Raw genomic sequence first — 12,711 nt, 5'->3', positions numbered from 1 at the left:
GCGCGAAGGTCGAAGCAAGACCGCTCCCAGGGAGGTCAGCCATGCCCATCGCGACGGTGAACCCGGCGAACGGCGAGACGCTCAAGACGTACGAGGCCATGGGCGAGGAGGAGCTGGAACGCCGGCTCCAGCTCGCCGAGGCGACGTTCCGCACGTACCGGACGACCACGTTCGCCGAACGCTCCCGACTGCTGAACAAGGCCGCCGACCTGCTGGACGAGGACCAGCAGGAGATCGGCCGGGTCATGACCACCGAGATGGGCAAGCCGGTCAAGCAGGCCCGCGCGGAGGCCGCGAAGTGCGCCAAGGCGATGCGCTGGTACGCCGAACGCGCCGAGGGACTGCTCGCCGACGAGGAACCGGCCGAGTCGGACGTGCGGGACTCCGGCGCCTCCCGGGTCCGGGTCCACTACCGGCCGATCGGGCCCGTCCTCGCGGTGATGCCGTGGAACTTCCCCCTGTGGCAGGTGATCCGCTTCGCCGCGCCCGCGCTGATGGCGGGCAACGTGGGCCTGCTCAAGCACGCCTCGAACGTCCCCCAGACAGCCCTCTACCTGGAGGACCTGTTCCACCGGGCGGGCTTCAAGGAGGGCTGCTTCCAGACGCTGCTGGTCGGCTCGGGAGCGGTCGACGCCATCCTGCGCGACGAGCGGGTGAAGGCAGCGACGCTCACGGGCAGCGAGCCGGCCGGGCGGGCCGTGGCCGCCACCTCCGGGGAGATGATCAAGAAGACGGTGCTGGAGCTGGGCGGCAGCGACCCGTTCGTCGTCATGCCCTCCGCCGACCTCGACCGGGCGGCGCAGGTCGCCGTGACCGCGCGGGTGCAGAACAACGGACAGTCGTGCATCGCGGCCAAGCGGTTCATCGTGCACACCGACGTGTACGACGCCTTCGCCGAGAAGTTCGTCGCGGGCATGAAGGCGCTGAAGATCGGCGACCCGCTGGAGGAGAGCACCGAGATCGGGCCGCTCTCCACCGAGCAGGGGCGGGCCGACCTGGAGGAGCTGGTCGACGACGCGAAGCGCAGCGGCGCCCAGGTGCTGTGCGGCGGGGACCGTCCCAACTGGCCGGGCTGGTACTACCCGCCGACCGTGCTGGCCGGCATCACCCGGGAGATGCGCATCCACCGCGAGGAGGCGTTCGGGCCGGTCGCCACGCTGTACCGGGCCGGCGACCTGGACGAGGCGGTTCTGATCGCGAACGACTCCTTCTTCGGGCTGAGTTCGAACGTGTGGACGCGCGACGAGGACGAGGTGGAGCGGTTCGCGCGGGATCTGGAGGCGGGTGGCGTGTACGTCAACGGGATGACCGCCTCCCATCCGGCGTTCCCCTTCGGCGGGGTGAAGCGGTCCGGGTACGGGCGTGAGCTGTCCGGGCACGGAATCCGGGAGTTCTGCAACATCACCACGGTTTGGCAGGGTGCGTGAGCGCTGCGCGGCTACCATCCCGTTTGTGAACCGCGAAGTGACTCTGCCTCTGATCGTCGACGACCGCGGGTCCTTGCAGGTGGCTGCGGCCGACGTGAGCAAGTTGTTGCGGACCGTGGGTGGGCGGTGGCTGCATCTTGTCGAGGCCGGGGAGCAGCTCGATGAGGACACGGTGGCTGCGCTGACCATTGAGTTGGCGAAGCTGGCAGATCGTATTGATGTGGCGTGTATCGCGCACAGCAGTGGGGCGCCGTAGGTCGTCCTAGGGGGCTTCCCTCAGCGAGTCCCAGAACATCGCTTCGTAGGACTGGAGCAGGCTTCCGTAGATGTGGGCCAGGTCCGTATTCAGGCGGCCGGTGTCCAGGGCCGCCTGGACCGCCGCCGTCGCCCGGGCGTCCAGGTCGGGGGCCGGTTGCGCGAAGAAGTCGAAGAAGGCGCTGGCCTCGTCCGAGAAGCCGTAGTGGCGGCGGAGGCCTTCGGCGATGCGGGCGCAATAGCCGCCCCACGCCGAGAAGTTGGCGGTGAGGGCCAGGATCACGTCGGCCGGTGAGCCGTTGAGGGCCAGCCAGGCCACGTAGGCGGGGTAGGCCTGGCAGCCGGGGCGGGGCGGGTGGGAGCGGGTCCGCTCCTCGGTCACGCCGCTCTCCTCGGCGAACGCCGCCAGGTGCTCCCCCGCCAGTGCCTCGCCCTCGGCGAGCGAGGTGAAGAAGGCGGTGGCCGCGGGGCTGTCGGCCGCGCGTTCGGCCAGGTGCAGGAAGGAGCGGTGGTCGGCGGCGATCACCCACCGTTGTTCCAGGGCCAGGGCGGCGAGGGTCTCGCGGCTCGCCTCGCCCCTGGCGATCCGCGGGACCAGGGAGTTGGGATGCGGGTCCGGGGCGAGTCGGGCGGTCGTGGCGGCCAGTAGTTCAGCGGCCGTGAGCGTCATCGGGTCCTCCGAAGGGTCGTACGGGCTCAAGGTCCGATCCCTACCCGTTGTCCCCGATTCGGAGTAATCCGACGCGAGATCGTCGCCCCCTCGGGTGAACCTGGGTGGACCACCTTCTGACCGGTGGGCGCAGGCCCGCCGGACGGCGAAAGCAGGGACGGCTCATGGCGACTTTGTGCAGACCCTCGGTGTCCGTACCCGAACACGTGATCACGATGGAGGACACGCTGGAGCTGGCACGTACGCACCACGCGGACCACCCCCAGCTGCCGCTGGCCCTCCGGCTGATCGAGAACACAGGCGTCCGCACCCGGCACATCGTGCAGCCCATCGAGGAAACCCTGAAGCACCCCGGGTTCGAGGAGCGCAACAAGCTCTACGAGGCCGAGGCGAAGGCCCGTGTCCCCGCGGTGATCCAGCGGGCCCTGGACGACGCGGAGGTCCTGACCTCCGACATCGATGTCATCATCTACGTGTCGTGCACGGGCTTCATGATGCCGTCGCTGACCGCGTGGCTGATCAACGAGATGGACTTCTCGTCCACCACCCGCCAGCTCCCCATAGCCCAGTTGGGCTGCGCGGCCGGCGGTGCGGCCATCAACCGGGCCCACGACTTCTGCTCGGCCTATCCGGAAGGCAACGCGCTCATCGTGGCCTGCGAGTTCTGCTCGCTGTGCTACCAGCCCACCGACCTCGGCGTCGGATCGCTGCTGTCCAACGGCCTGTTCGGCGACGGCATCGCCGCGGCCGTGGTGCGCGGCCGGGGCGGCACGGGCGTCCAGCTGGAGCGCAACGGCTCGTACCTGATCCCCAAGACCGAGGACTGGATCGCGTACGACGTCCGGGCGACCGGCTTCCACTTCCTGCTGGACAAGCGGGTGCCGACCACCATGGAGCCGCTCGCCCCGGCGCTCCAGGACCTCGCGGGCACGCACGGCTGGGACGCCGCCGACCTGGACTTCTACATCATCCACGCGGGCGGGCCCCGAATACTCGACGACCTCAGCAAGTTCCTGCAGGTCGACCCGCACGCCTTCCGGTTCAGCCGGTCCACGCTCACCGAGTACGGCAACATCGCCAGCGCCGTCGTCCTGGACGCGCTGCGCCGGCTGTTCGACGAGGGCGGTGCCGAGCACCGGGCGCGCGGGCTGCTGGCCGGGTTCGGTCCCGGCATCACCGCCGAGATGACCGTGGGCCGCTGGGTCCAGGACGGCGGGATCACGCGATGAGCGAAGAGACCCTCACCGAGACCCTGCCCCCGATCCGGCACTGGCCGGCCGTCGATCCGACCGGGACGGACTTCGACCCGGTGCTGACCGATCTGATGCGCGAGGGTCCGGTCACCCGCGTCCAGCTGGCCAACGGCGAGGGCTGGGCGTGGCTGGTCACCCGGTACGACGACGTGCGCATGGTGACCAACGACCCCCGCTTCAGCCGCGAGGCGGTCATGGGCAGGCAGGTGACCCGGCTCGCCCCGCACTACATCCCGGACCAGGGCGCGGTCGGCGTCCTGGACCCGCCCGACCACACCCGGCTGCGCCGCTCGGTCGCCGCCGCGTTCACCGCGAAGGGTGTGGAGCGGATCCGCGAGCAGGCGCGCGGCATGCTGGACGAGCTGGTCGACGAACTCCTCCAGGACGGCCCGCCCGCCGACCTGACGGCGACGGTCCTCAGCCCCTTCCCGATCGCGGTGATCTGCGAGCTGATGGGCGTCCCGGCGGCCGACCGGCACGCCATGCACACCTGGACCCAGCTGATCCTGTCCTCCGCGCACGGAAAGGAGGCCGGCGAGAAGGCCAAGCGCGAGATGAGCGCATACTTCTCCGACCTCATCGGGCTGCGCGAGGGCAGCACGGCCGAGGACGTCACCTCGCTGCTCGGCGCCGCCCTGGGCCGGGGCGAGGTCACCCTGGAGGAGGCCGTCGGCCTCGCCGTCCTCCTCCAGATCGGCGGCGAGGCGGTCACCAGCAACAGCGGGCAGATGTTCTACCTGCTGCTGACCCGCCCCGACCTGGTCGAACGGCTGCGCTCCGACCCCGCGATCCGCCCGCGGGCGATCGACGAACTGCTGCGCTACATCCCGCACCGCAACGCCGTCGGCCTCTCCCGGATCGCTCTGGAGGACGTGGAGATCGGGGGCGTACGGATCCGCGCGGGCGACCCGGTCCACGTCTCCTACCTGGCCGCCAACCGCGACCCGGACGTCTTCCCGGACCCGGAGACGATCGACTTCTCCCGCAGCCCCAACCCGCACGTGGCGTTCGGCTTCGGCCCGCACTACTGCCCCGGCGGCATGCTGGCGAGGCTGGAGTCGGAGCTGCTGGTGGACGCCCTGCTGGACCGGGTGCCGGGCCTGCGGCTCGCCGTAGCGCCCGGACAGGTGCCTTTCAGGAAGGGCGCGTTGATCCGCGGGCCCGCGGCCCTGCCCGTGGCGTGGTGAGCGGCTGATGACGACGACCGAGGGACTGCTCGTGCCTCCGGGCCATGGCCGCGTGGTCGAGACGTCCGCCCAGCGCGTGACGTTCAAGGTCACCGGCACCCATTCACGGACGGCCTCCACCTTCGAGGTGGAGGTCCCGCCGGGCTTCGATGTCGGTGCCCATGTGCACACGCGCAGCGAGGAGTTGTTCTACGTCCTCGAAGGCGAACTGGACGTGCTCGCCTTCGAGCCCCGCATCCGCACCCCCGACAACTGGCAGAAGTGGGAGTCGAGTTCGGGCAACCGGGTGGTACGGGCAACCCCGGGCACGGTGATCGTCGTACCCCCCGGCTGCCCCCACGCCTTCGCCAACCCGACGGACTCCCCGGCCAAGATGTTCTTCCAGGCGTCCCCGCCCCCCGATCACGAGCACTACTTCGAGGAGCTGCTGGAGATCCTCGGCAGCGGCGGTCCACCGGACCACGCGGCGATCGAGGAGCTGCGGAAGCGCTACGACATCGAGCAGCTGACGCCGCTCAGGCATCGTTAGCGGATGGGCATGCCCGACAGCGTGCGGGCGATCACCAGACGCTGGATCTCGCTCGTCCCCTCGAAGATCGTGTAGATCGCGCTGTCCCGGTGCATCCGCTCCACCGGGTACTCCCTGGTGTACCCGTTGCCGCCGAGAATCTGGATCGCCTGCGCCGTGACCTTCTTCGCCGTCTCGCTGGCGAACAGCTTGGACATCGACCCCTCGGCCGCGGTGAACGGCTTCCCGTTGATCGCCATCCACGAGGCCCGCCACACCAGCAGCCGGGCCGCGTCGATCTGCGTGCGCATGTCCGCGAGCTGGAAGGCCACGCCCTGGTTGTCGATGATCGGCCGCCCGAACTGCTCCCGGGTCGTGGCGTAGTCGAGAGCCACCTCGTAGGCGGCCCGGGCGGTGCCCACCGCCATCGCGCCGACGGCCGGGCGGGACGCCTCGAAGGTTGCCATCGCCGCGTTCTTCACCCGCTCGCCGCCCGTCTTCGCCCGCTCCCGGGCCCGCGCCAGCCGCTCGTCCAGCTTCTCCTTGCCGCCGAGCAGGCAGGACCCGGGAACGCGCACGTTCTCCAGGACGACCTCGGCGGTGTGCGAGGCGCGGATGCCGTGCTTCTTGAACTTCTGCCCCTGGGACAGCCCCGGCGTGCCCGGCGGGACGATGAAGGAGGCGTGGCCCTTGGAGCCCAGCTCCGGGTCGACTACCGCGACGACGACGTGGACGTTGGCGATGCCGCCGTTGGTCGCCCAGGTCTTCGTGCCGTTGATCACCCACTCGTCCTTGGCCTCGTCGTACACGGCACGCGTGCGCATGGAGGCGACGTCGGAGCCGGCGTCGGGCTCGGAGGAGCAGAACGCGGCGACCTTGACGTCGTTCGCGTCGCCGTACATCTGGGGGATCCAGGTGCCGATCTGCTCCTCGGTTCCGTTGGCGAGAACGCCCACGGCGGCGAGGCCCGTGCCCACAATGGAGAGGGCGATGCCCGCGTCGCCCCAGAACAGCTCCTCCATGGCCATCGGGATACCGAGGCCGGTGGGGTCGAAGTACTGCTGCGCGTAGAAGTCGAGGGAGTAGATGCCGACCTTCGCGGCCTCCTGGATGACCGGCCAGGGAGTCTCCTCACGCTCGTCCCATTCGGCGGCCGCGGGGCGGATGACGTCGGCGGCGAAGCCGTGCAGCCAGTCCCGGACCTCCTTCTGTTCGTCGTTGAGCTCCATGGTGAACTCGGCCATGTCCCCTCCAGCGGCGGTGCATTCGGTGTTACTAGCGGTAACACGAGTGTGTTACTGACCGGTAGGAAAAGTCAACTCCCGATGACGCGTCGGCATCCCGTTCGATGTCAGGGCCGTGGACAGTGTTAGTTTGCGCAGGCGTCACCGAATCAGCACGGGTGGGGAGAGCACATGGACACCACGCAGCGGACCGATCAGCAACGGTCCGCCGACCGCCGACGGCGCGAGCTGCTGGAGGCCGCGGACAGAGTGGTCCTGCGTGACGGTCCGCAGGCCTCGATGAACGCCATCGCCGCGGAGGCCGGCATCACCAAGCCGATCCTTTATCGCCACTTCGGCGACAAGGGCGGGCTTTACGCGGCCTTGGCCAAGCGGCACACGGACGCTCTGCTGGATTCACTGCGGGCCGCGCTGGACGCCCCGGCCGAGCGGCGGGAGCGCGTGGAGTCCACGTTGGACACCTATCTCGCGGCGATCGAGGCACGACCTCAGGTGTATCGGTTCCTCATGCATCCGGCGGAGGGAAGCACCGGCGGCGACCAGGGCTTCGATGTCGGCAAGCATTCGGCCCCGCTGCTTCGGCGCATGGGCGAGGAACTGGCTCAGGTCATCGAGGACCGGCTGGATCTCGGGCCCGGGAGTCAGCAGCTGGCTCGGGTGTGGGGGCATGGGATCGTCGGGATGATGCATGCGGCGGGGGACTGGTGGCTGGGTGAGCGGCCGTGCTCCCGGGCTGAATTGGTGCGGTCGCTTGCGGATCTTTTGTGGGGACGCCTTGCAGCAGCTGGGGACAAAATAGGCGGTCCCGGGTTCTGACGGTTGCGTTTCGGGCGCGGGTGAGTGGGGGCTGAGCGCACCCCGCGGCGGAGCCGCAAAGGGAACACAGCCCCGCGCCCCTCAGGTGGGACCACTTCCGCGGTGCCATGAAGATCGGGAGATTTGTCTCATCAACCTGCGGTGGCGCCAACCCGTCAAGTGGTCGGCGTACACCGTGCCCTCCAAGTGGTCGCACTCGTGCTGCAAGCACCTGGCGAAGAATCCTGTGCCATGCACGGTGACCGGCTCCCCCGTCACCGTGAAACCTTCGACCACCGTGTGGTCGTAACGCTCCGTCCCTGCTTCCAGCCCCGGCAGGGACAGGCAGCCCTCCGGGCCCCGGATCACCACACCGTCCGCCTCCACCAGGCGCGGGTTCACGATATGTCCGAGATGTCGCACGTCCTCGTCGTCGGGGCAGTCGTACACGAACACCCGTAGCGGCACCCCGATCTGGTTCGCGGCCAGGCCCACCCCCTGGGCCGCGTACATGGTCGCGAACAAGTCCTCCACGAGTGCGGCCAGTTCGGGGCCGAAGTCCGTGACGTCCCCGCAGGGTGCGTGCAGGACGGGGTCGGGGAGGAGGGAAAGAGGCCGGACGCGCCCGCGGGCGCCCGGGATCGAGCCGTGTCGCATGGCGGCAAGGGTACGGTTCCTTCAGCTCATGCCCGCCGCACTGGCATGGGCCGGGATTCGGGTGTGCGAATGGATCTCGATAGGCTGAGGTCCACACCACGTTGCCGGATGGCCCCAGGCGCGGCGCGTACGCAAGGAGGATCGAGAACTGATGGCAGGCAACTCGGACCCGCTCACGCCGCGGGCCAAGCTGGCCGTGACCGCGGGCAAGGCGGTCGCAGCGGCGTCGCGGGCCGCGGGACGCGGCAGCGGATCGGTGATCGGTGGCCGGGTCGCGCTCAAACTCGACCCCGACCTCCTCGCCCGGCTCGCCCAGAACCTGGACGTCGTCCTGGTCTCGGCGACCAACGGCAAGACCACGACCACCCGGCTGATCGCGGAGGCCCTGCGGGCCGCGGGTCAGGTCGTCTCGAACGCGCTCGGCGCGAACATGCCGGCCGGCATCACCTCGGCGCTGGCCGGAGGCTCGGAGGCCAAGTTCGGCGTCATCGAGGTCGACGAGAAGTACCTGGCCGGCGTCGCCCGCGACACCGACCCGAAGTGCATCGCACTGCTCAACCTCTCGCGCGACCAGCTGGACCGCGCGGCCGAGACCCGGATGCTCGCCGAGAACTGGCGCGAGGGTCTGGCCGGGTCCAAGGCCGTCGTCGTCGCCAACTGCGACGACCCGCTGGTCGTGTGGGCCGCCTCCTCGTCCCCGAATGTGATCTGGGTCGCAGCCGGGCAGATGTGGAAGGACGACGCCTGGTCCTGCCCGTCGTGCGGTGGCGTGATGCAGCGCCCCGGTGACGACTGGTTCTGCGGCGAGTGCGGCTTCCGCCGGCCGACGCCCACCTGGGCGCTGTCCGGGGACCATGTGCTGGATCCGCACGGGTCCGCCTGGCCGATCCACCTCCAGCTGCCGGGACGCGCCAACAAGGCCAACGCGGCCAGCTCCGCGGCCGTCGCCGCCGTCTTCGGGGTGCCGCCTCAGGTCGCCCTGGAGCGGATGTACCAGGTGCAGGCGGTCGCCGGACGGTACGACGTCGTCCAGTTCGAGGGCCGCGACCTGCGGCTGCTGCTGGCGAAGAACCCGGCCGGCTGGCTGGAGACGTTCTCCCTGATCGACCCGCCGCCCACCCCGGTGATCCTGTCCGTGAACGCGCGCGGCGCCGACGGCACCGACACCTCCTGGCTGTGGGACGTCGACTACACGCGGCTGACCGGCCACCCGATCTTCGTCATCGGCGACCGGAAGCTGGACCTCGCCGTCCGTCTGGAGGTCGCCAACCAGCACTTCCAGGTCTGCGACAACCTCGACCAGGCCGTCCAGATGGCGCCGCCGGGACGCATCGAGGTCATCGCGAACTACACCGCGTTCCAGGACCTGCGCCGCCGCGTCGGCAACTGATCAGGAAGGGCGATCACCTCATGAGCGACAACCAACTGCGGCTGGTGTGGATCTACCCGGACCTGCTGAGCACCTACGGCGACCAGGGCAACGCGCTCGTCGTGGAGCGCCGGGCGCGGCAGCGCGGCCTGGACGTGGCCCGGCTGGACGTGCGCAGCGACCAGCCGATCCCGACCTCCGGCGACATCTACCTGATCGGCGGCGGCGAGGACCGGCCGCAGCGCCTCGCGGCCGAGCGGCTGCGGCGCGACGGTCATCTGCACCGGGCGGTGGAGAACGGCGCGATCGTCTTCTCCGTCTGCGCCGGCTACCAGATCCTCGGCCACGAGTTCATCAACGACCTCGGCCAGCGCGAGCCGGGCCTCGGCCTGCTCGACGTGGTCTCGGTGCGCGGCGAGGGCGAGCGGTGCGTCGGCGACGTCCTCGCGGACATCGACCCGCAGCTCGGCCTGCCCCAGCTGACCGGCTTCGAGAACCACCAGGGCGTCACCCACCTCGGCCCCACCGCCCGCCCCTTCGCCCAGGTCCGCCTGGGCCGGGGCAACGGCACCGGGGACGGCACGGAGGGCGCGTACAACGGGACGGTCTTCGGTACGTACATGCACGGCCCGGTGCTGGCCCGCAACCCGCTCATCGCCGACCTGCTGCTGAAGCTGGCGCTCGACGTCAACGCGCTGCCGCCGATCGACGACCGCTGGTACGACGCGCTCCGCAACGAGCGCATCGCGGCTGCGCAGCAGCCTGCGTAGGTACTGCTGCGCAGCAGCCGGCGTAAGCGTCACGTCAGGGACTTTTCAGCGGGTTCCGGCAGGCTCGTAGCGGGCCCGCCTGACGAGCCGTCCGCTCACATGTGCGGGGGCGTCCAGCAGGCGGACGCCCGCTACGGAGCCACCCCCTCACGCCGGTAGGGTGGCCGGGAATCCGCCGGACGACGTGGTCCGGTTTCCCGGCCCACGTTGAGAAGGTATTTCGGGCTATGCGCATTGGTGTCCTCACGTCCGGCGGCGACTGCCCCGGCCTGAACGCCGTCATCCGGTCCGTCGTGCACCGTGCCGTCGCCGACCACGGCGACGAGGTCATCGGTTTCCGGGACGGCTGGAAAGGCCTCCTGGAATGCGACTACATGAAGCTCGACCTCGACGCCGTGGGCGGCATCCTGGCCCGCGGCGGCACCATCCTCGGCTCCTCCCGGGTCCAGCCCTCGCATCTGCGGGACGGTGTGGAGCGGGCCAAGGGCCATGTCGAGGAACTGGGCCTCGACGCGATCATCCCGATCGGCGGTGAGGGCACGCTGAAGGCGGCCCGGCTGATGTCGGACAACGGTCTGCCCGTCGTCGGTGTCCCGAAGACCATCGACAACGACATCGCCGTCACGGACGTCACGTTCGGCTTCGACACGGCCGTCGGAGTGGCGACGGAGGCCCTGGACCGGCTGAAGACCACCGCCGAGTCCCACCAGCGCGTGCTGGTCGTGGAGGTCATGGGCCGGCACACCGGCTGGATCGCCCTGCACTCCGGCATGGCGGCCGGCGCCCACGCCGTCGTCGTACCGGAACGGCCCTTCGACATCGAGGAGTTGGCCGCGCGGGTCGGTGAGCGGTTCGAGGCGGGCAAGCGGTTCGCCATCGTGGTCGCCGCGGAGGGGGCCAAGCCGCGGCCCGGCTCCATGGAGTTCGACGAGGGCGGCAAGGACATCTACGGTCACGAGCGCTTCGCGGGGATCGCCCGGCAGCTGTCGATCGAGCTGGAGCAGCGGCTCGGCAAGGAGGCGCGGCCGGTGATCCTGGGGCATGTGCAGCGGGGCGGGACGCCCACGGCCTACGACCGGGTGCTGGCCACGCGATTCGGCTGGCACGCGGTGGAGGCCGTGCACCGCGGGGAGTTCGGGATGATGACCGCGCTGCGCGGGACCGACATCGTGATGGTGTCGCTGGCCGAGGCCGTGGAGACGCTGAAGACGGTTCCCGCGGAGCGGTACGACGAGGCGGAGTGCGTGCTGTAGTTCACCTGCCGCAGTTCGCCTGAGAACAACCCGCCCCCGGTCACAGCCGTGACCGGGGGCGGTTCTAGTCTTGGGGGCGGACAGACGCGTACAACCCCCACGAATCAGGAGCCGCCGGATGGATCACAGCGGGCACGGCATGATGATGGACTTGCCGCCGTTCACGCTGGGGCGGGGCCTCCAGTGGTCGGCGGATCCGTTCTTTCTGGTCGCCTGTCTGACCGGGTTGGCTCTGTACGGCTGGGGTGTGGTGCGGCTGCGGCGGCGTGGGGACGCGTGGCCCGTCGCCCGTACGGTGTCGTACGTCGTCGGTGTGCTGACCATCGCGCTGGTGATGTGCACCAAGCTGAACGACTACGGCATGGTCATGTTCAGCGTGCACATGGTGCAGCACATGGTGATCAGCATGCTGTCGCCGATCCTGATCCTGCTGGGCGCCCCGGTCACGCTGGCGCTGCGCGCGCTGCCGGTGGCCGGCAAGGGCCGCAAGGGGCCGCGTGAGCTGCTGCTGGCGCTGCTGCACAGCCGGTACATGCGGGTCATCACCCACCCGGTGTTCACGATCCCGCTGTTCATCGCGAGCCTGTACGCGCTGTACTTCACGCCGCTGTTCGACTTCCTGATGGGGTCGAGGGCCGGGCACATCGCGATGATGGTGCACTTCCTCGCCGTGGGTGTGGTGTTCTTCTGGCCGATCATCGGCGTGGACCCCGGGCCCCACCGGCCGAACCACCTGATGCGGATGCTGGAGCTGTTCGCGGGCATGCCGTTCCACGCGTTCTTCGGCATCGCGCTGATGATGGCGTCGGAGCCGATGGTGGAGACGTTCAAGAACCCGCCCGCCTCGCTCGGCATCGACGCGCTCTCCGACCAGAACGCGGCCGGCGGTATCGCCTGGGCGTTCAGCGAGATCCCGTCCGTGCTGGTGCTGATCGCGCTGCTGTTCCAGTGGTACGGCTCCGAGCAGCGGCAGGCGAAGCGCAAGGACCGGGCCGCCGACCGGGACGGCGACAAGGAGCTGGAGGCGTACAACGCCTATCTGGCCTCGCTCAACGCGCGGGAGAGCTGAGTCCGCGGTATGCCGTTCGGGCGGTGTTCGGGGCACCATGGTCAGGAACGGACCATGAGGAGGGTGTCGCGATGCCCGGTTCCACGAACGGTTCCACCAAGGCGATGGGGGCGATGACCGTCGGCGGGCTCGTCGTCGTGACGGCCTACACGGTCGCGCTCGGCAGCAACGGCTGGCTGTGGTTCGGATGGGTGGTGCTGGGGCTGCTGACGCTCGCCATGGTCGTCACCCAGTCGTAGGACGCTCGTCGCGGG

The 12,711-nt window shown here is 69.9% G+C and carries 14 protein-coding genes; 11 read left to right on the top strand and 3 right to left on the bottom strand.

Annotated features, from left to right (window positions below; genetic code table 11):
* Positions 1-41: 41 nt before the first annotated feature.
* Positions 42-1,427 (top strand): NADP-dependent succinic semialdehyde dehydrogenase, encoded by a 1,386-nt coding sequence (locus CRP49_RS29165; RefSeq protein WP_097256029.1) that lies wholly within the window; start codon positions 42-44, stop codon positions 1,425-1,427.
* 25 nt (positions 1,428-1,452) lie between these two features.
* On the top strand, positions 1,453-1,683 hold the full coding sequence (locus CRP49_RS29160; protein WP_094221507.1) for a DUF6213 family protein: 231 nt from the start codon (positions 1,453-1,455) through the stop codon (positions 1,681-1,683).
* Positions 1,684-1,689: 6 nt separating this feature from the next.
* Here the strand turns inward: CRP49_RS29160 and CRP49_RS29155 are convergent, their stop codons facing one another.
* Positions 1,690-2,352 carry a transcriptional regulator gene (locus CRP49_RS29155; protein WP_097256028.1) on the bottom strand — a complete coding sequence of 221 codons (663 nt, stop codon included), beginning with the start codon at positions 2,350-2,352 and terminating at the stop codon, positions 1,690-1,692.
* A 164-nt stretch (positions 2,353-2,516) separates the two neighbouring features.
* On the opposite strand from CRP49_RS29155, the gene CRP49_RS29150 reads away from it, so the two are divergent.
* The 3 genes from CRP49_RS29150 to CRP49_RS29140 are packed head-to-tail and all read left to right on the top strand — an operon-like array spanning position 2,517 to position 5,321.
* A complete protein-coding gene (locus CRP49_RS29150) occupies positions 2,517-3,581 on the top strand; it encodes a type III polyketide synthase (RefSeq protein ID WP_097256027.1) in 1,065 nt (354 codons plus the stop codon).
* Complete coding sequence (locus tag CRP49_RS29145) at positions 3,578-4,792, top strand: cytochrome P450 (protein ID WP_097256026.1); 1,215 nt, start codon at positions 3,578-3,580, stop codon at positions 4,790-4,792. Before CRP49_RS29150 ends, CRP49_RS29145 begins: the two co-directional genes overlap by 4 nt.
* Before the next feature lie 7 nt (positions 4,793-4,799).
* The gene (locus tag CRP49_RS29140; RefSeq protein WP_097256025.1) at positions 4,800-5,321 is read left to right on the top strand and encodes a cupin domain-containing protein; all 522 of its coding nucleotides are present in this window, start codon (positions 4,800-4,802) and stop codon (positions 5,319-5,321) included.
* Here the strand turns inward: CRP49_RS29140 and CRP49_RS29135 are convergent.
* Positions 5,318-6,544 carry an acyl-CoA dehydrogenase family protein gene (locus CRP49_RS29135; protein ID WP_097256024.1) on the bottom strand — a complete coding sequence of 409 codons (1,227 nt, stop codon included), beginning with the start codon at positions 6,542-6,544 and terminating at the stop codon, positions 5,318-5,320. The two genes, CRP49_RS29140 and CRP49_RS29135, sit on opposite strands and share 4 nt — an antisense overlap.
* Before the next feature lie 171 nt (positions 6,545-6,715).
* On the opposite strand from CRP49_RS29135, the gene CRP49_RS29130 reads away from it, so the two are divergent.
* Entirely contained in the window at positions 6,716-7,360 is a 645-nt protein-coding gene (locus tag CRP49_RS29130; RefSeq protein ID WP_097256023.1) for a TetR family transcriptional regulator, read from the top strand.
* Positions 7,361-7,441: 81 nt separating this feature from the next.
* Here CRP49_RS29130 and def read toward each other — a convergent pair whose 3' ends face one another.
* Positions 7,442-7,996, bottom strand: coding sequence for a peptide deformylase (def, locus tag CRP49_RS29125; protein ID WP_097256022.1), 555 nt, complete (start codon positions 7,994-7,996; stop codon positions 7,442-7,444).
* Positions 7,997-8,147: 151 nt separating this feature from the next.
* Between def and CRP49_RS29120 the strand changes: the two genes are divergently transcribed.
* The 5 genes from CRP49_RS29120 (at position 8,148) to CRP49_RS46015 (ending at position 12,696) form a co-directional block, all read left to right on the top strand.
* Positions 8,148-9,386 carry a MurT ligase domain-containing protein gene (locus CRP49_RS29120; protein ID WP_097256021.1) on the top strand — a complete coding sequence of 413 codons (1,239 nt, stop codon included), beginning with the start codon at positions 8,148-8,150 and terminating at the stop codon, positions 9,384-9,386.
* 20 nt (positions 9,387-9,406) lie between these two features.
* Positions 9,407-10,135 (top strand): type 1 glutamine amidotransferase, encoded by a 729-nt coding sequence (locus CRP49_RS29115; RefSeq protein ID WP_097256020.1) that lies wholly within the window; start codon positions 9,407-9,409, stop codon positions 10,133-10,135.
* Positions 10,136-10,362: 227 nt separating this feature from the next.
* A complete protein-coding gene (locus tag CRP49_RS29110; protein ID WP_094221450.1) occupies positions 10,363-11,388 on the top strand; it encodes a 6-phosphofructokinase in 1,026 nt (341 codons plus the stop codon).
* A gap of 118 nt (positions 11,389-11,506) precedes the next feature.
* Positions 11,507-12,457 carry a cytochrome c oxidase assembly protein gene (locus CRP49_RS29105; protein WP_097256019.1) on the top strand — a complete coding sequence of 317 codons (951 nt, stop codon included), beginning with the start codon at positions 11,507-11,509 and terminating at the stop codon, positions 12,455-12,457.
* Between the two features lie 71 nt (positions 12,458-12,528).
* Entirely contained in the window at positions 12,529-12,696 is a 168-nt protein-coding gene (locus CRP49_RS46015; RefSeq protein ID WP_101372805.1) for a hypothetical protein, read from the top strand.
* Positions 12,697-12,711 lie beyond the last annotated feature (15 nt).

It is taken from the genome of Streptomyces sp. Ag109_G2-15 (assembly GCF_900215565.1).
GTDB lineage: Bacteria > Actinomycetota > Actinomycetes > Streptomycetales > Streptomycetaceae > Streptomyces > Streptomyces diastatochromogenes.
This window is presented reverse-complemented; position numbering and strand designations above follow the sequence as displayed.